The 16,571-nt window shown below is 35.7% G+C and carries 14 protein-coding genes and 1 pseudogene; 4 read left to right on the top strand and 11 right to left on the bottom strand.

All coding sequences use genetic code 11. The features are described 5' to 3' along the window. Positions 1 to 306: 306 nt before the first annotated feature. The 4 genes and pseudogenes from dapA to spoVFB all read right to left on the bottom strand — a co-directional run. Positions 307 to 1,185, bottom strand: a complete 879-nt coding sequence (dapA, locus tag NSS97_RS19130) for a 4-hydroxy-tetrahydrodipicolinate synthase (protein ID WP_002014579.1) — start codon at positions 1,183 to 1,185, stop codon at positions 307 to 309. Positions 1,186 to 1,196: 11 nt separating this feature from the next. Continuing rightward, positions 1,197 to 2,429 (bottom strand): aspartate kinase, encoded by a 1,233-nt coding sequence (gene dapG / locus NSS97_RS19135; protein ID WP_002137918.1) that lies wholly within the window; start codon positions 2,427 to 2,429, stop codon positions 1,197 to 1,199. A 23-nt stretch (positions 2,430 to 2,452) separates the two neighbouring features. Then, positions 2,453 to 3,499: an aspartate-semialdehyde dehydrogenase gene (gene asd / locus NSS97_RS19140; protein ID WP_002014577.1), complete on the bottom strand. Its 1,047-nt coding sequence runs from the start codon at positions 3,497 to 3,499 to the stop codon at positions 2,453 to 2,455. A gap of 149 nt (positions 3,500 to 3,648) precedes the next feature. Continuing rightward, a pseudogene (gene spoVFB, locus NSS97_RS19145) lies at positions 3,649 to 3,837 on the bottom strand (dipicolinate synthase subunit B); the annotation flags it as partial. Between the two features lie 363 nt (positions 3,838 to 4,200). On the opposite strand from spoVFB, the gene NSS97_RS19150 reads away from it, so the two are divergent. Genes NSS97_RS19150 through NSS97_RS19165 form a run of 4 tightly spaced genes read left to right on the top strand, consistent with a single transcriptional unit; the run spans position 4,201 to position 7,028 of the window. Further along, the gene (locus tag NSS97_RS19150) at positions 4,201 to 4,476 is read left to right on the top strand and encodes a TIGR04197 family type VII secretion effector (RefSeq protein WP_107886455.1); all 276 of its coding nucleotides are present in this window, start codon (positions 4,201 to 4,203) and stop codon (positions 4,474 to 4,476) included. A 40-nt stretch (positions 4,477 to 4,516) separates the two neighbouring features. Then, positions 4,517 to 4,879, top strand: coding sequence for a DUF3958 family protein (locus NSS97_RS19155; protein WP_000076133.1), 363 nt, complete (start codon positions 4,517 to 4,519; stop codon positions 4,877 to 4,879). Continuing rightward, the gene (locus tag NSS97_RS19160; RefSeq protein WP_107886454.1) at positions 4,876 to 6,525 is read left to right on the top strand and encodes a zincin-like metallopeptidase toxin domain-containing protein; all 1,650 of its coding nucleotides are present in this window, start codon (positions 4,876 to 4,878) and stop codon (positions 6,523 to 6,525) included. The genes NSS97_RS19155 and NSS97_RS19160 overlap by 4 nt, the downstream gene beginning before the upstream one ends. Before the next feature lie 14 nt (positions 6,526 to 6,539). Then, on the top strand, positions 6,540 to 7,028 hold the full coding sequence (locus tag NSS97_RS19165; RefSeq protein WP_107886453.1) for a hypothetical protein: 489 nt from the start codon (positions 6,540 to 6,542) through the stop codon (positions 7,026 to 7,028). 309 nt (positions 7,029 to 7,337) lie between these two features. Here NSS97_RS19165 and NSS97_RS19170 read toward each other — a convergent pair whose 3' ends face one another. From NSS97_RS19170 to NSS97_RS19200, 7 genes are read right to left on the bottom strand one after another with little or no spacing between them, the layout of a single operon-like run. Next, positions 7,338 to 8,360 carry a GH25 family lysozyme gene (locus NSS97_RS19170; RefSeq protein ID WP_107886451.1) on the bottom strand — a complete coding sequence of 341 codons (1,023 nt, stop codon included), beginning with the start codon at positions 8,358 to 8,360 and terminating at the stop codon, positions 7,338 to 7,340. Positions 8,361 to 8,386: 26 nt separating this feature from the next. Next, positions 8,387 to 8,785, bottom strand: a complete 399-nt coding sequence (locus tag NSS97_RS19175) for a phage holin family protein (RefSeq protein WP_107886450.1) — start codon at positions 8,783 to 8,785, stop codon at positions 8,387 to 8,389. A 16-nt stretch (positions 8,786 to 8,801) separates the two neighbouring features. Continuing rightward, positions 8,802 to 9,956, bottom strand: a complete 1,155-nt coding sequence (locus NSS97_RS19180; RefSeq protein ID WP_107886449.1) for a BppU family phage baseplate upper protein — start codon at positions 9,954 to 9,956, stop codon at positions 8,802 to 8,804. Beyond that, positions 9,953 to 12,406: a phage tail spike protein gene (locus NSS97_RS19185; RefSeq protein ID WP_107886448.1), complete on the bottom strand. Its 2,454-nt coding sequence runs from the start codon at positions 12,404 to 12,406 to the stop codon at positions 9,953 to 9,955. The genes NSS97_RS19180 and NSS97_RS19185 overlap by 4 nt, the downstream gene beginning before the upstream one ends. Continuing rightward, positions 12,403 to 13,086 (bottom strand): phage tail protein, encoded by a 684-nt coding sequence (locus NSS97_RS19190; RefSeq protein WP_107886447.1) that lies wholly within the window; start codon positions 13,084 to 13,086, stop codon positions 12,403 to 12,405. The genes NSS97_RS19185 and NSS97_RS19190 overlap by 4 nt, the downstream gene beginning before the upstream one ends. A 1-nt stretch (position 13,087) precedes the next feature. Next, entirely contained in the window at positions 13,088 to 16,378 is a 3,291-nt protein-coding gene (locus NSS97_RS19195) for a phage tail tape measure protein (RefSeq protein WP_341113813.1), read from the bottom strand. A 16-nt stretch (positions 16,379 to 16,394) separates the two neighbouring features. Beyond that, the gene (locus NSS97_RS19200) at positions 16,395 to 16,532 is read right to left on the bottom strand and encodes a hypothetical protein (RefSeq protein WP_165927696.1); all 138 of its coding nucleotides are present in this window, start codon (positions 16,530 to 16,532) and stop codon (positions 16,395 to 16,397) included. Between the last annotated feature and the right edge of the window lie 39 nt (positions 16,533 to 16,571).

Raw genomic sequence — 16,571 nt, forward strand, 5'->3', positions numbered from 1 at the left:
TTAAATTATGCGAAAGACAAGAGAAGACACTAAAATGAGATTATAATTTAAGAGGGCAAAATTCATATCAGTTTTACTATTTTCCCTACGTAATAAGAGTTTGATGGAAAAATATTTATGTAAATTCTTTACATAAACATGAAACGATATTCACTAAAAAAACCTTATCTCTGTAATCAGTTTCTTACTAATTCTCCCCCCTGCCATCCCCTTCTTATTACAGCCTATTAACTATAGCTAATTTTCATCACTTACATATAGTTAGTCAAAATAAAAATGACCTAGTTTCACACTAGGTCATTTTTATTAACGAGGAATAGATTGCATTACGGATTGTAACGTTATTCTTTCTTCTTCCGTTAATGGAAGAAGTGGCAAACGTACAGAACCTACATCTAATCCCACCATTTGTAATGCTGTTTTTACTGGTGTTGGGCTCGGCGCCATAAATAGTGCATCCGTTACTTTTACTAGTAATTGATGTAATTTCTGCGCTTTTTTGAACTCTCCAGCTTGGAATGCAGCAATCATTTCTTGCATTTCATTCCCGATAACATGAGATGCTACAGAAACAATACCTTTTGCTCCAATTGCCATAGCTGGTAATGTTAAACCATCATCACCGCTGTATACTGCAAAGTCATCCGCTGTTTTTTCAATGATTTCTGTCATTGTTAATACATCGCCGCCTGCATCTTTAATCGCAACAATGTTTTCTATTTCTGATAAACGAACAACTGTATCAACGGAGATTTGTACAATAGATCGTCCTGGAACATTATATAGCATTACCGGAAGCGGAGTGCTTTCAGCGATTGTTTTAAAGTGCTGGTACATCCCTTCTTGACTCGGTTTATTATAATACGGTGCCACTAGCATAACTGCATCAACACCAACTTCAGTTGCCTTTTTTGTTAAATCGACAGAAGCATGCGTATTATTGCTACCTGTTCCAGCGATGACGGGCACCCTTTTATCGACAACAGATACGACATGGCGATATAACGCTACTTTTTCTTCTGATGTTAATGTAGGAGATTCTCCAGTCGTCCCTCCTACCACGATTGCTGTTGTACCGTTATCAATTAAATAATTTACCAATTTCGTTGTCTTTGCAAAATCGATATTACCATTTTTATCAAACGGTGTTACCATCGCGGTTGCAATTGTCCCAAAATCTATCATGATCTCACTCCTTATTGTTCCAGTTGCTTTTCTTTTGAAAGCTCAAATGCACTATGTAATGCATTCACAGCCTCCACTAAATCGGCTTCTTTTACAAGAACCCAAATTGTCGTATGACTATCTGCTGATTGCAGAATTTGAATACCTTTTTCCGCTAAAGCTGTGACAATTTTCGCTGTAACTCCTGGAATACCTGCCATTCCAGCACCAACGATAGAAACCTTCGCACAATGCTCTGTCACCACTGGATCATATCCAAGTTGCTTTAAAACCTCAACTGCGCGCGCTGATACACTATCCTTTACTGTGTAAGCTACACCGGTAGGAGAAATGTTAATTAAGTCCACACTAATCCCTTCATTAGCCATTTCTTTAAACACGTGTTGTTGTAAATCATATGCAGTTTCTTTTGCAAGCACTTTAATTTGCGTTACGTTTGACACATGGGCAATCCCTGTAACAGGACGTTCTTCTACATCCTGCCCTTTTGTAGCACCATCATATGCCGCAATAAGCGTACCTTCACTATCAGAATACGTAGAACGTACACGAAGTGGTACTTTTGCATGCATCGCAATTTCAACCGCACGCGGATGAACAACTTTCGCACCCTGATAAGCCATATTACAAATCTCGTTATATGTTACAGTTTGAAGATGACGTGCATCTTTTACGATACGAGGATCCGCAGTCATAACACCTTCAACATCTGTGAAGATATCGATATATTCAGCATGAAGCGCAACACCTAATGCTGAAGCTGAGGTATCACTACCTCCGCGTCCAAGTGTTGTCGTATCTCCATTTTTCGTTTGACCTTGGAATCCAGTCACGACGATAACATCTACATTTTGTAACTCTTCATGTATACGATCGCAATTCATTTCAATAATCTTAGCATTCGTAAAGTCATTATTCGTTACAAAACCAGCTTGCGCACCATTTAATGCTGCTGCTTTTATACCATTCTCATTCAACATGTTAGAGAAAACAATTGCTGAGATTAATTCTCCGCATGATAATAATAAATCTTGCTCACGTTTAGAAATATTAGATTCCTCTTGATTTACAAGACTTAATAACGTATCAGTTGCATACGGTTCACCTTTACGGCCCATTGCTGATACGACAGTAACTACTTTATAACCAGCAGCTAACGATTTTTTTATATGGTGAAGCGCATGCTTGCGCCCATTGTCATCACGTACTGATGTACCACCAAATTTTTGAACTATAATTTTCATATTTTGCACCTTCTCTTAGCCGTTTACACTAATTGTAATTTTACTAAGCGCTCTGCAATTTGAACAGAATTCCATGCAGCGCCTTTTAATAAGTTATCAGATACGACCCAAAGGTGGAATCCTTTATCATTATTTAAATCTTTACGGATTCTTCCAACGAATACTTCATTTTTACCTACTGCAGTAGCTGGCATTGGATATAACTGCTCTGCCGGATTATCTTGCAGTACAATACCTTCTGCATTTGCAAGTAAGTTTTTCATTTCTTCTACTGTTACGCCTTCTTTATCTACTTCAATGTACACAGACTCGGAATGACCCGATACAACTGGTAAACGTACACATGTCGCAGCTACTTCTAATTCAGGCATATGCATAATTTTTTTCGTTTCATTAATCATTTTCATTTCTTCGAATGTAAATCCATTATCTTGGAATTTATCAATCTGTGGAATAGCATTAAAAGCGATTTGGAAATGCTTTTCGTCACCTGATACAGGTAAAACATTCGCCTTTACTTCTTCGCCATTTAAGATTGCTTGTGATTGTTCATGAAGTTCTTCAATAGCTGCCGCACCAGCACCTGATACAGCTTGATATGTGGAAACGATTACTCGTTTTAAACCATATTGCTGGCGAACTGGCTCAAGAGCTACTACCATTTGAATTGTAGAACAGTTTGGATTTGCAATAATACCATTATGTTCTTTTAAATCATTTTCATTTACTTCAGGTACAACAAGTGGCACGTTTTCTGTCATACGGAATGCACTTGTATTATCAACAACAATTGCACCGCGCTTTGCTGCTTCTGGCGCTAATTGTTTCGATACAGATCCACCTGCACTAAATAGTGCAATATCTACTCCTTCAAAACTTTCAGGAGTTGCCTCTTGAACTGTAAATTCTTCGCCTTTAAATACAAGTTTCTTACCTGCAGATCGTTTAGATGAAAGTAACGTTAACTTCCCAATTGGAAATTCTCGTTTCTCTAAAGTATTTAACATTTGTTCACCAACTGCGCCGGTTGCTCCAACTACAGCGACATGAAAAGTTTTTTGCTTTTCCATCACTATGCCCCTTTCTAGATACCAATCCTTCTATAACTTAGAATTAGAAGGAGCTTACAATGCCCCCTCTAATCTTAATAACGTTAATTTTATCATATTCTACAGTAAGAATGATGGTTTCAACAAAAATTGTACGTTTTTTTCGTTTTTTAATTCATATATCTGAATTTTTCTACAACAACAGGTTGTAACTGTTTTCCTTGTAGCGCTTCCAATACTGTATCTTCAAGTAACTCCATACGAGCTACCATTGAGTTCGGTTTTTTCTCTGGTGCATCTTGGCCAAATGGTACGAAGTAGATGTCTTTTGTAGCCATTAGGCGCATGAGGTTTACACCAACATGATGACACCAATGAAAATATGCAGTTTTTTTATTATCTTCTATTATATATGTAAACAACATGAGAAATTAAATTTGTTTAATTCTCTAAATTGTATACATAGATCATTAGCATCAATTTATTACTTTCCCATTCGTGTTTTACCTCTATGTTATACTACATTACCTTTTGAGAACTATAACAAACACATATGTTGTAAAATATATTTTTTTGAGGAAACTTTAACCATTTATTGTTATAATTATATTTGCAATATTTTTCCAGGAGGGTTCCTATAAAGAACAATAGGATAATGGACATACATACTAGGCACTCCCCTTCTTTAATACGTTCATAGAAATATAGAAAGGGTTTATACGATGGGAAAATTCCAAAGTAATTTACAAACAGCAACACAAATTGCTACGAAAATGAGATCGGCCTCTGACAGGATTCAAAGTGCAACAAGTCATTCTATAACAAAGGCGACGCGTACAACACTATCTGTTAACTCCAAAGCACAGGAAGCGAACCAACAAGTTTTAGATTTGACGAAACAATTTTCTGTCGCCTTTCAACAAGCGGTTGATAATATTCATTCGGTAGCTAACGAGTTTGAGAGAATGGATAAAGAACTTCAAAATATTTTTCGCTAATGTGATAACCTACGTAAAGTAAAACGGTAGGAGGAAAAAGATGAGTCAAGATATTGAAAAACAAATGAATCAATTAAATCAAAAATTACGAAGTGTATTTGAAGAACAGAATCGGAATCAATCTGCGATTCAAACACAGGAACAAGTAGAAGAGGATTTTCATGTATGGAAAAATCAAAACCATCGTTTGTTTGACCGTATTTTAGGAACTTGGCATAGAGATAGAGAAATGTCATTGTTTTTTATGAATATGAGTCAAGATGCACAATATATTGAGCGAAAACTTACTTTCGAATTGGAAAATCAAAAAGAAACATTGCTTAAGGAAAAACGAAATCTGAGTGACTTAGAAAATGACCTTTACTATCAAAAACAGAATCTAGCAAAGGAGGTCAATTCATGAGTTTGAATATGTATCTAGGGGAAGTACATACGCAAACACAAAGCATGAACGCTGTATGTACCGCTACCATTCAAGGTATGGAACAAGCTATTCAGTCCATTGATGCTTTTGCAATTGATACTGTTCTACAAGGACAAACATATAGCAGTGCAAAAGCATTCTTTGCACAAACCTTTCGTCCATTAGCACAAGGAATCATTTACTTGTGTGAAGAACTAATCCGTCAGAATGATGCCTTTCCAAGTCAATTTCAATCACAAGTAGCTTCAACAGATGTCATCGAACAAGAAATACTAGAACAAATTCAAGGGATTGACCGAATGAAAGCAAGTATGGAAGCCATCAGTCAAACCATGCCAGTTCCGGGGATGGATGCTATGGCGAATCTTTTTACTGTCATGAGGCATAAACTTCAAGAAAAGTTAAATCACCTATATGAATTTAATCAAACATCCAGTAATAACTACAGCACGGCCCTTCAACTAGCATCTAGTATTGCTACTGGTCTTGCCGAAGTTCAAAGTGGAAAAGGATTTAGTCCTGCAAGTGGCACGTTTAGTACACAAGGATTGAATATGGAGTGGACAACTTCTATCCAAGCGATTACAGAAGAAAAAAAACATCATTCTGAAGAAACCAGTATTATAGAAGAATCGTTGTTCGATAAACTTAAAGATACTGTTGAAAATAACGTAGAAGCGATGGATCAGTTGTACGAAAAATTTATTCGCCAGATAGAAAATACTCCTATTATCGGGCAATATCATAACTACAAAAAAGGGCAAAATGAAGCTGTGTTAGATGAACTTAAAGGAATATTAAACACAATTTCACATCCAATAGATAGTGTTGAGGGCGCTGTGTATGCTCTTTCTCACATCGACGAAACATTTGCTGCTGTAGAACAAGCTATTTCTGATTCGTGGGATCAAGATGTTGTAAATGGAGATTGGAATAGCAGAGCTAAATGGGTTGGAAATGTAGAGATGCAAGTTAAATTAGCAATTGCCGAATTATTTGTAGGAACAAAAGGTGCAGATAAAATTTCAACATTAGGTAAAGTATCAAAGTCAGGCAAAACCTCAAAACTTAGTGAAAGTGTAAACTTTATACAAGGTACTAAAAACGTAATAACTTTAGATAAGTATAAGCAAAGCGTTGACATGTTGAATAATATTCTAATGCCCAAAAATCAGTTTGCTGAAGGTGCAGGTGTAGTTAATAAAGCAGCAAACGGAGCTGACTTGGATTTTAGAAAGGTAAATATTCAAACCAATAAAATTGGAGAAACTTTAGCTACTAGAAAGGAAATTCGAGCGTATAAAAAGGAATGGGGAGAATCAGGTATAAAAGTTAATATAGATAAAAAAGGGGTAATTCTTCCTGAAGGTGTAGAAGCAGCATTTGATTTTGTTAATGGGGATATATATCTAAAGAAAAAACCATCCGTCATAAATATGCATCATGAGGGTTTTCATGCAGAACAATGGTTAGATATAGGAAAAGAGCAGTATATGAATCTTAGTAGGTTGGAAAGAGAAGAATATGTATTTGAACAAGTAATGAAAAATAAACATTTATTTGATAAAGCTTCTATTGACCATTCAATAGACTATATCGAAAGATTAAGATTGAAATATAAATAAAAGGAGAAATTTATATGTCTTTAGATAAGTATAAAAATATGTCTGATGAAGAGTTTAAACAATTGTCTACTGAAGAATTTCAAAATTATGTAAGATTAAAGCAAGAAGATTTTTCAAGACATTATAGGAAAATAAATGAAATTACTGTAGATGTGATGTTAAAACCTCAAGAAGCAATAGAAATTGCTAAACAATATCATAAAGAAAATAAATTAGATGGAACAGTTAATGAAGATATCAACCATCTTTTCTTTGATGAGGCTTATACATTTAAAATTGAGAAAGAAAATAGAAATAACGATGATTCAAGACCAGCTTGGAGAATATTAGTTGATTTACCAAAAAACCCCTTCCTTATGGAGGATTATACACTGATTGTGTCTGATAGGGATAAAAAAGTAATGGGTATGCTTGATCCAAATGGCCATCCAGTATTTAAAGGAAATGAATTTACAGATGAAGATATCGAATACATTATGAGTGATGAGGATTCTAGAGATTAATTAAGGTAATAACTTAGTGGATAGTTTTATAAATAGAATATTAGAAAAAACTTATAAGGAACTATTACAAACGAAAGCAAAAATGTCAGCTGTACTTTTTAAACCGTCTTTCGCTAGAACTGTATTTGATTCATGGGACTACTCATTACCTCTAGCTGATTTATTAATTAAAATAGATTATGAATATAACAAATTAAAATAATAATTGACCGCCTATTACAGGCGGTCTTTTTTCACATACACATAGGCTTCATTTACTGTTACATAATACATTTTACCTTTGTTGTTGTGTACTTTTGAAACCACCTATTATTTAATAATTACATGTTCCTCATGAATCCAACGATTACCACCAATATCTATTGCGTCGCCAACTCTTCCCCAAATACGATAAGGAGTAGAACCGTCAATATTTCCAACATGGTTAATACATTCTGGCTCACTATGAACTGCAATCCCCCAACCTACAGGATATTTAGAATGCGCATAGAACCATTTCACATCAAAATGTTTTAGGTAAGCCCACTGCTTTTCATTCCCAAGGCAGATCATGTCTTTTTCTCCACCACCCCAGTATCCTTTCTGGATTAAGTAAGGGATTTTTTGTGTAATACGTCCAGCAAAAATAGGATCAGCGGGATTTTCATATAGATTCACACCATAACCAGCATCGTATTTCGATGTTGCATGTCCAATTCCCTCTTTTTGAATAGGCTGAATTGGATCAATTGGATTTAGTTCATTACCACCAATAAACCAAGATAATGACTTGTCTCCATTTAGAACATTTAAGTCAACTTTTCCTACACCATCAAGCCAACCGCCTGTTTCTCCGTCTGCATATTGCCATAGATCACACGCATAGGCAGGTTTATTACTTCCATAACGAGGAATCCATAAAAAGTCTGCTTTCACCTTATTTAAACCATATTGATTGTACATATGATGTGATACATAAAATCCGACTTTCCAGCCTGCCGCTTTACATGTATCAATAAAAGCTTGAGAAGCAGCTGCTAGATTGTCGGGGCCACAACTTTTTAATGTATCATCCTCACAATCTAGCACTAAGAATTTAGCATTTGAATTTGTTCTTTTCATAAAATCGTTCGCTTCCACAATTGCATCATTAACAGAAACATAGCATCCATACGCATAGGCAGCATGTGGAATACCACGTTTCTCTAATTGCGCTACATGTTGTTTATATAATCCATCTACTGTATCTGATCCATATTGAACACGGCAAATCGCTAAACTAACTTGAGGAGCTAATACATCCCAATTAATACTGTCATTCCATTTTGAAATATCGATAATATGTTTTTTCATTATTGAACATCTCCCTTTTTATCTTCTTATTTTTGTTTACTACCTAAAATTTCAACCGCGTTTGTCAAAGCTTGTGGAAGTGGGATTCCCATACGACCAGCATTTTCTAAAAGTGATAATAATTCATTACCGATAAAGAAAAAGATTGTCGCTTCACGAATTGCGCTATTTGTGCCCAAAACCGCATCTGCTTGAGTAGCTGCTGCAACCAAAAGAAAAAGCACCACCTTTTTGGCGATGCCTTTGAAACCTACTTTACTTTTTAATTCCCCGTTGAATCCTGCTGCAATCATTCCAGTTAAATAATCAATAACTGCCATCGTCACTAAGATTTTCAATGTTGCATCCCATCCTCCTAAGAAATATCCACAGAAGCCACCAAAGGTAGCTATAAACGTTTTTATGAATACGTCAATACGTTCCACTTGTTTGCCTCCTTTTTTATACTAAATAATTGATTGAAAAATGAATAGTTTTGTCAGTAGTGATGTTGTATATTTTTACATTACCGCCAGTTTCTACGTTAAATTCACATATAGAATAAGGTGGACCAGCAATAATAACAACATCTGTTATTTGTTGAGCAGGTCGCAATCCAGCTGGAACATTGAATACAACTTGCCCTTCTTTTATATTCTTTAAAGAGCCTATAACGGAAACTTGGTCGCCACTTCGTTTCGCTCTAGTAACTTGTCTTCCTTCAACGTTTGAAGCGTTAGTGATTGACATCTGAATCCAATCTATATCGGTAGATCGTTTAAATCCTTGTACAGTAAAATCCCACCCTACAAAATCCTCTCTTGTGACATGATTTGTCCACCCTGTCCACCCGTTATTTCCGTTTAGATAATTTGTATAAAATCCACCTACACTATCTTTAGCGATTACAAAGCCAATATTATTCTGATTAAAATAAGAAATTCCCCTCCAAGGTTTGCTCGATGGAATTGTGTTTTGCACGCCTGTAGCACAATAAATTGTATTCATCCCAGCACCTTTTGCAGCTATTTCGTCGAGAATGTTCTTTGTGGTATCACTAACAGAAATAGTTTGCCCACCTGATTCAGTTGTGATTTTTGGTACTTGAACACCTTTCTCATTAATTAATGTTGTTAACTCTACAAATTTGTTGTTTGTATCTGTAATTTTCTTATTTGTATCATCAATTTCTTTTCGATATCCTGCCACTTGTTCTATAGCTTTTTCAAAATCAGAAATATAGTTTTCTATTTTAATATTTCCTTCTTTTACATCTCGCTTTAGCACAATTCGGATATCAGGGGTACTCGTTCGTTCAGCGTTTTTTTCCATAACAAAATAAGCAGTCCAATCAGCCGAAGTTGAAACTGCTTGAGATGTAAAAGTATATGAAAACACACCATTTTTCGCATCAATTAATTGAGCATCATCACGAATGAATGCCCCTGTATGATTTGTCGCTTCATATTTGATTGCATATCCTGTTAAATCAACGCTTCTCCCTTTTTGCTTTAGATACACAATGAGTTTCAAACCATTTTTATCATTCTGCCGAGAACGAATTGTTTTTGTAAATACTGGATCATCCAAATCTACAATAATTTCTTCCTCCCTCATCTACTACAACACTCCTTTCTATAACGTTTTTCTTTTACGTGTCTAATTGGTCCTCTGTTGCGTTTCGTTCTGTTTCTATGTTTTACATTACCTTTCGTTTGTATCGGCTCTAACTCTCGAATTCTATCATCTGTTTTTGTTACATATTCCTGAAATCCTCTTGTAAGTTTTGAAATCATACCATATATGCCTACACCTGTTTCTTTTGCTTCGTTAGAAATAACAATACCAAAATGAGTGGGAATATCATTTGTTGTTAAAAGTGGCTCTCCTTCTTCACGATTCATCCTCATTTCATAAAGTTTGGCAACATCTGTTTTGAGGTTATATTGTTTTATATCCCAATTCATTACCTCATCTAATACATTAAATTTAATGTCTCGGATATTGGTTTTATATTTTCTTTTTGAAGAGACTTTAAAGTCCCCTGCAATAATGCCACCATAAAATGAACCTGTACCACTTTTCACTTGAAGATATCCATTTTCATAATCCGAATTACGCAACATACAATATTGCATGATAAGATCTGTGTCTCCGCCAGAAGAAGCGTCAATAGACATAAGCCTTTTACCATTTTTATGATAATAAAATCTTTGACCAGCGGTGAAATGCATATTCCCATTTGTAGCTTCAGCAATAAAATCATTTTTTGCTTTTGCTGCAAAGTTTGTACCTGCTTTTATATCGAAGTATGATAATTGGGATTCCATTTGCAAATATTCCTCTGCTTTTACGTTTATATCGCCATTTTGACCAAATTTAATAATGGCAGGAAAATATAAGTCTGTATTACTTCCACCAATATAACCTCGTGTAATTCCTATCCCTGCTGCTTTAGGATAAATATTTGAATACTGATAAAGTGCAAGGGCTCCTTGTGAAGCTGTATTGTCATTGTCTCCACCTATAAGTAAAGTGGGTTGTAATTCATTCCTCGAATTTTTGTAATATCCTAAAAACATACGAGTTATATCATTTTCCATAATTCGCATGAATTGTTTAGATATACTTACATAGTTTTTGGTATCATCCGATCTTAAAGTAGTACCACTAATCTCTCCGCCTTTAACTAAATTACCTCTAAGTGTTCCAGCTGTTATAAAATCAGCGACAATTCGCCCATCATATGTAATGGCAGTTTCATATGGGCCATTTACTCCCCAAGGGGAATATCCTAATCCATTGATGTTCCACTGCCAAACCTTTGAAGCGGTCATTTCGGATTTTGTGTCCATTATCAAAATACGATCAGGATAAACCCTAACATGTCCCCCGAATCCAGAGTTAATAAGATTCGTCGCATTTTCTTTTGCTGCATCTAATATAGAACCAGGCATATCCTTTAATTCATCATGCATTTGATCCACTTTACCTGACATATCAGTGAAATTTTCTTTAAAGTTACCGATTGTTAAATTTATATATTCCTTCTTTATTGGATCATATTTATAAGAAATAACTTTAGCCTGAATATCGATATTGTCTTCCACATGCTTGACAGTAACGATATCCCCCATATATACACGTTGTAAAATAGCATAATCCTTATACTCTTCTGTTTGAGATAGTTCTTGAAATTCAACTTTATATGTCGCTTTAGGTTGGTCAACCCTTTGAACTTCAAACATATCATATGCTGCCCTACGCAAAAGTTTATAAGCTTCCTCTAAAGGAACTGCATCATCATCATTTGCGTTCTCACCAAGAGCTGCTTTTATATCTTTGAATTCCACGACTCTTATCTTTGGATGAGGATACTTATTTATAAGTGGACTGTTTACATACTTTTCTGGTAAAAATAATCCGTCAAATCCTTGTGGCATAATTTTAGTAATCGGGCTCTTCCAATCCACATCACCCTCATAGCCTAGTAAATCCTTTTTGTGTTGAATAACAACACCACGATCCATACCACGACTTTTGAGCATTTTAACATCAAAATTATCTCGTTTTAATTCTCCGCCCCACCGATTGATAAAAGAATTATCTAAGCTCGTATCTAACATTGCTTCAACTGGATTTTTCCTTACAATACGTGCACTTGCTATTGTTGGAATATCAGAGTAAAAAGTAAAAGGATGTTTATATTGGCATCCTGTTGATAAACGGCTCATTGCAGCATTACCGTTTGTGGTTTGAATGAAGATATCTTCTATTAAATTCTCTGTTAGATCATAAAAGATGTGATAACACTGTACAGTTAGCTCTCCCATACTCGGTTTAGGGTTCACAACACGGAATAACTGGTCACCATCTGGCGTGGGAACCTTAACGATACTCATACCATCGATATCTATTCCATATGGAGCGAATAACGGATAACTAAATGTAAATGCAAATAAACCGTTGAGCTCTTCCTCAACAGTTGCATTGTAAATATTCTTATCCAGAATACCGATTCCATTATGTGTGAAATCAGTCTCATTTGGTTTATATAACGTAATCATACATATCGCCACCTTGGCTCAACTATAATTTTAGTAACTGTTTCAGACCATGAAATTGAATTTATCTCATCTGCAAAAAGTGGAAATTCACCTATCATTTTAGAATTCATTGACGTTGTTCCAGCGTATGCTTCTAGAATCTCTGAATCGATGGTAACGGAATTACCCACTCCTTTTATTCGAAACGATATATCATTAATAGTAACCGTTATATCACCACTACCGTAAATCTCTAATTTCGGATCTGATTCTACTGTTCCAGGATTCAAAATACTTTCTTGTTTTGTTAATACAATTGGCACTGTTGTAACATATTCAAAAGGATCAAGTGTAAATTCCACTTCAAACTCTCCATGTTCTTCAATATCATTAACGATATCCCCGATTTTTACATGTTTTATTTTCCGGTACACTTCATCATCAGTAAAAAACAGTGTTTTCCCATTAATAAATAACGACTTCGCACGTCTTATTAATGGTTTTATGTTTTCATTTTCAAGTACGTTGAATTTGACTTTAAAAGGGACATTTTTATACGCCCCTTTCTTTGTAAGCGAACCATGTCTACCAGGAACAATTATATGCTCTACCTCTTGTTCGGCGGTTGGAATAACTGGACGACCTACCATATATACTCCGAAACTACTTACTAATTCATTGTCAATTCCCATGTCCAGCAATTTAATTCCTCCCTATCCCTATTTTTGCATTACGTCCCCGTTGAGCAAGAACACTATCAATCTCTTCACCCATCAGTTTAATATCCCTATCATTTCTTACAATTGGATTATTAATATTGATAATTGTCGGCTCCTTTGACATAGTTGCTGCAATACCTTCACCGATTGCACCTAATGTCTTTGCATTTAAAGGTAAAGCTGCTTCTGGTCCTGCTTCTCCTGCTCCTTGGAGACGATTACCATTCATACCGAAAATAGTAGGACGTGTAAAAATACCACCTTTTGCACGCCACTGTACATCGAAACCAGTTGGATACTTAATTTCTTTTCCCATAATGGTCTTTGTGTCTGTTGTTAAACTAAAATGCGGAAGTTTAGGCATTTCAGGTTTAGGGATTTTTAGCTTCAAATTATCAAAGAATCCTTTGATTTTTTCCACAAATTTTTCTACCTGATTCACGGCATCTTTTATTGGATCAATAATAAATCGCTTCGCTGCTTCAAACTTTTCTTGTGCTGCATTCTTCACAGAATCAAATTTTTCTTTGGCTGAGTTATATAAATCGGTAAATTTTTGCTTGGCTTGATTATACGTTTCAGTTACTGGATCAATCACATATTTCTTCACCAAATTCCAAGCTGAAAGCGTGTAAAATTTGATTTTTTCCCAGTTTTGCAATATCCAATTTGCTAAATCATTAAGCTTTTCCTTCGCTGTATTATACGCTTCTTGAATCGGTTGTATAATATATTGCTTGCATAAAGCCCAGGCAATTTGTGTTGCCAACTTCACTATTTCCCATTTTTCACTTAACCAACTAACCAATTCGCCAATTTGCTTACTCATCCAGTCATACATTTCTTTCATGGGGTCAATAATATATTTAGATATTAAAGCCCAAGCAATTTGCGCACCTGCCTGTATTAACAACCACCCTGCTTCTAAAATGGTGGAAACCGCTGAAATAATAGGATCTAAGACTGTGAGAATGGTATTCCACGTTTCCTGCCAGGCTTGAGTCAATGCCCCCCACAATTCAGATGCAGTCGTGACAAGATTCGACCACCAAGAAGACGCTGTTTCGACAATTCCAGACCATAAATCACTAAAAAATTGAGCAAATGGATCAAAGAAACTATGTGCCATTTCTAAAAATGAAGACCAGGCTTCAGAAAAATAAGAAACTGTGGAAGACCATCCATCAATACAAACCTGGACTAATCCAGACCACAATTCACCAAACCAGGTGGAAAATTGAGACCACTTTTCAGAAAGCCAATCGGTTATAGCGCCCCAATTCTGAAACACTAAAATAATTCCTGTTATAACCGCTGCAAGACCTACGATAATACCGATTATAGGTAGCAAAGCAACATCTAACGCCATAAATGAAATTGCTAATGCTGCTACAATAGGTGTTAATATAAGGAAAGCAACACTTAACACTCCGAGTACCCCAGCAAATAGCTGGACTGGTTCTGGTAATTTTGTAAACCAATCTATTAATGATTTAATCCCTTCAACTATTGGTGGTAAAACATCTTTAGCAAGTTCAGCCATCTTCTTTCCAAGTGGTTCTAAAGCTGCTTGCGTTTCCCTTAATGCTTTCTGAAATTGTTGCCCCAAAGATTCTTCTTGAAGCTTTTTCATTTCATCCATACGACCATTTACATCCCCAAGACCACCATGAACGTTATTTAAGCCTAGTACTGCTGCCGCTCCCATGTCTTCCCATTTCACGCCAAATAAAGCGACACCAATTTGGTTCGCTTTTACTTTGTCATCCATCTTTTGAAGATCACCTAACACCGCATTAAACACATCTGCTGTAGTTCCTTTTCCTTCATTAAAGGATTTCCATACTTTCTGAGTTTCTTCAGATAAATCACCAAATCCCTCAGATACACCTTTAGATCCATCTTGTACACGAATACCGAATTCTTTCACAAGGTCATTAATATAATCGAGATTGTATGAACCATTTTTAGTCCCATTCGCAAGAATGGTAAACATTTCATCAGCACTAAATCCAGCTTGTTTAAATAGTGGTGCATATTCTGAAAGGTTATCAAATAACTCATCTGAATAATTTAGACCTTCTTGAGCACCTGCAGCAAGTAAATCAAATGTTTCTTGTGTTGATAGTCCAAATTGTGACATTAATTGCCCTGCACCACGAGTAGCCTCGTTTAAATCCACATCATAAAGCTTTGCAAGTGTTAAAACATTCTCTGATGCACCTTGTAATTCTTCATATGGAACGTCACGCATATTTTGATAGACTTTTATCAGTGCATTATCTACCTCTTCAAGATTTTCACCAAATCCTTTTTTCCAAGTATCGACTGCAATTTTTTGAAGGTTTTCTGCACCTTTTCCAGTCAATCCTAATGAAGCTTGAATTTTTCTTTGCGACCCATCAAATTCTATAGCGATACCTACAACTGCTTTACCAAGTTCAATCAATTTCTCTGACATTCCTTGAAGAACTTCACTAGCTTGCAAGAGGTTGTTTAAATCCATCTTCTTGTTTAACTCAGCCATACCGTCCGCTGCTTGATCACCACTCCGACCAACACTTTGTAACGAGTTCTCAAATTGCTTCAATGTAGTTTTAGCTTGATTTAATTTCGTTTCAAGTTGCTGTACTTCTGTAGAATTCTCACCATACACACGCTTCGCTGTATTTAATTGCTGTTCTAAATTGTGGACGACTCTATCCGTCATTTCCATTTGCTGACGTAGTTGTTTTTGTGCTAATTCCAACTTATCCGCTTCACTAGCATTTTGACCTAATTCAGCATTTTGAAGTTTAAAAGAACTTGTTAATCGTTTTTGTTCCGCTTCAAGTTTCTTAGAATTCTCTTGTAAATCAAGTAAAGTTCCACGTGCTTCTCTCGCTTCAACTGCCTGCTCTGAAAGACCATCATTCACTCTTTTCATTGCATTATTAAGAGAAGTTTCGGCACGTTCTGCATCAAGCAATTTGCCATACATCTTATTAAGTTGTTCGACTGTTGTATTGGTATCCTTGGACATCGCTTGATATTCGGAACGCAACATAGCTGTACGTTTCTTAGCTGCTTCCATTTGAATTTCAAGTTTCTTCTTTTCAGCAAGAAGTTTATCCGTCATAGTAGCATCTTGACCCATTGCGGCAATATGATTTTTATATTCCTTTGCTGCATTATTCATAACCATATTGATTTGTTTCAGTGTCTGAGCATACTGAACTTGACCATCCATTTTGAAATTAAGAACGACGTTTCTTTCTTTATTATTCCCTGGCATTTTCTCACCTCATTTCTTAATAGAATGGTGTTTGATCTAATGTGTAGATTTGTTTTGGTTTCTTTTCATTAAGTGCATCCGGATTGTTATATCGAAGATGCATAATGAATTGTTTTAAAAAATGTGCAGGTGTGATTTTCCAAAAGTCATCCATACTTAAACCCAGCAACGTATTACCAACATAAAAGTAAAA

The sequence above is a fragment of the Bacillus sp. FSL R12-0074 genome (genome assembly GCF_038005725.1).
Classification (GTDB): Bacteria; Bacillota; Bacilli; order Bacillales; family Bacillaceae_G; genus Bacillus_A; species Bacillus_A mycoides.

What these genes read in the sequence shown, in the direction of transcription:
- NSS97_RS19200 (WP_165927696.1), bottom strand. Translation starts at nt 16,532, where the DNA reads ATGGATGACTTTTGGAAAATCACACCTGCACATTTTTTAAAACAATTC.
- asd (WP_002014577.1), bottom strand. Translation starts at nt 3,499, where the DNA reads ATGGAAAAGCAAAAAACTTTTCATGTCGCTGTAGTTGGAGCAACCGGC.
- NSS97_RS19155 (WP_000076133.1), top strand. Translation starts at nt 4,517, where the DNA reads ATGAGTCAAGATATTGAAAAACAAATGAATCAATTAAATCAAAAATTA.
- NSS97_RS19170 (WP_107886451.1), bottom strand. Translation starts at nt 8,360, where the DNA reads ATGAAAAAACATATTATCGATATTTCAAAATGGAATGACAGTATTAAT.
- NSS97_RS19165 (WP_107886453.1), top strand. Translation starts at nt 6,540, where the DNA reads ATGTCTTTAGATAAGTATAAAAATATGTCTGATGAAGAGTTTAAACAA.
- dapG (WP_002137918.1), bottom strand. Translation starts at nt 2,429, where the DNA reads ATGAAAATTATAGTTCAAAAATTTGGTGGTACATCAGTACGTGATGAC.
- NSS97_RS19160 (WP_107886454.1), top strand. Translation starts at nt 4,876, where the DNA reads ATGAGTTTGAATATGTATCTAGGGGAAGTACATACGCAAACACAAAGC.
- NSS97_RS19185 (WP_107886448.1), bottom strand. Translation starts at nt 12,406, where the DNA reads ATGATTACGTTATATAAACCAAATGAGACTGATTTCACACATAATGGA.
- NSS97_RS19180 (WP_107886449.1), bottom strand. Translation starts at nt 9,956, where the DNA reads ATGAGGGAGGAAGAAATTATTGTAGATTTGGATGATCCAGTATTTACA.
- NSS97_RS19150 (WP_107886455.1), top strand. Translation starts at nt 4,201, where the DNA reads ATGGGAAAATTCCAAAGTAATTTACAAACAGCAACACAAATTGCTACG.
- dapA (WP_002014579.1), bottom strand. Translation starts at nt 1,185, where the DNA reads ATGATAGATTTTGGGACAATTGCAACCGCGATGGTAACACCGTTTGAT.
- NSS97_RS19195 (WP_341113813.1), bottom strand. Translation starts at nt 16,378, where the DNA reads ATGCCAGGGAATAATAAAGAAAGAAACGTCGTTCTTAATTTCAAAATG.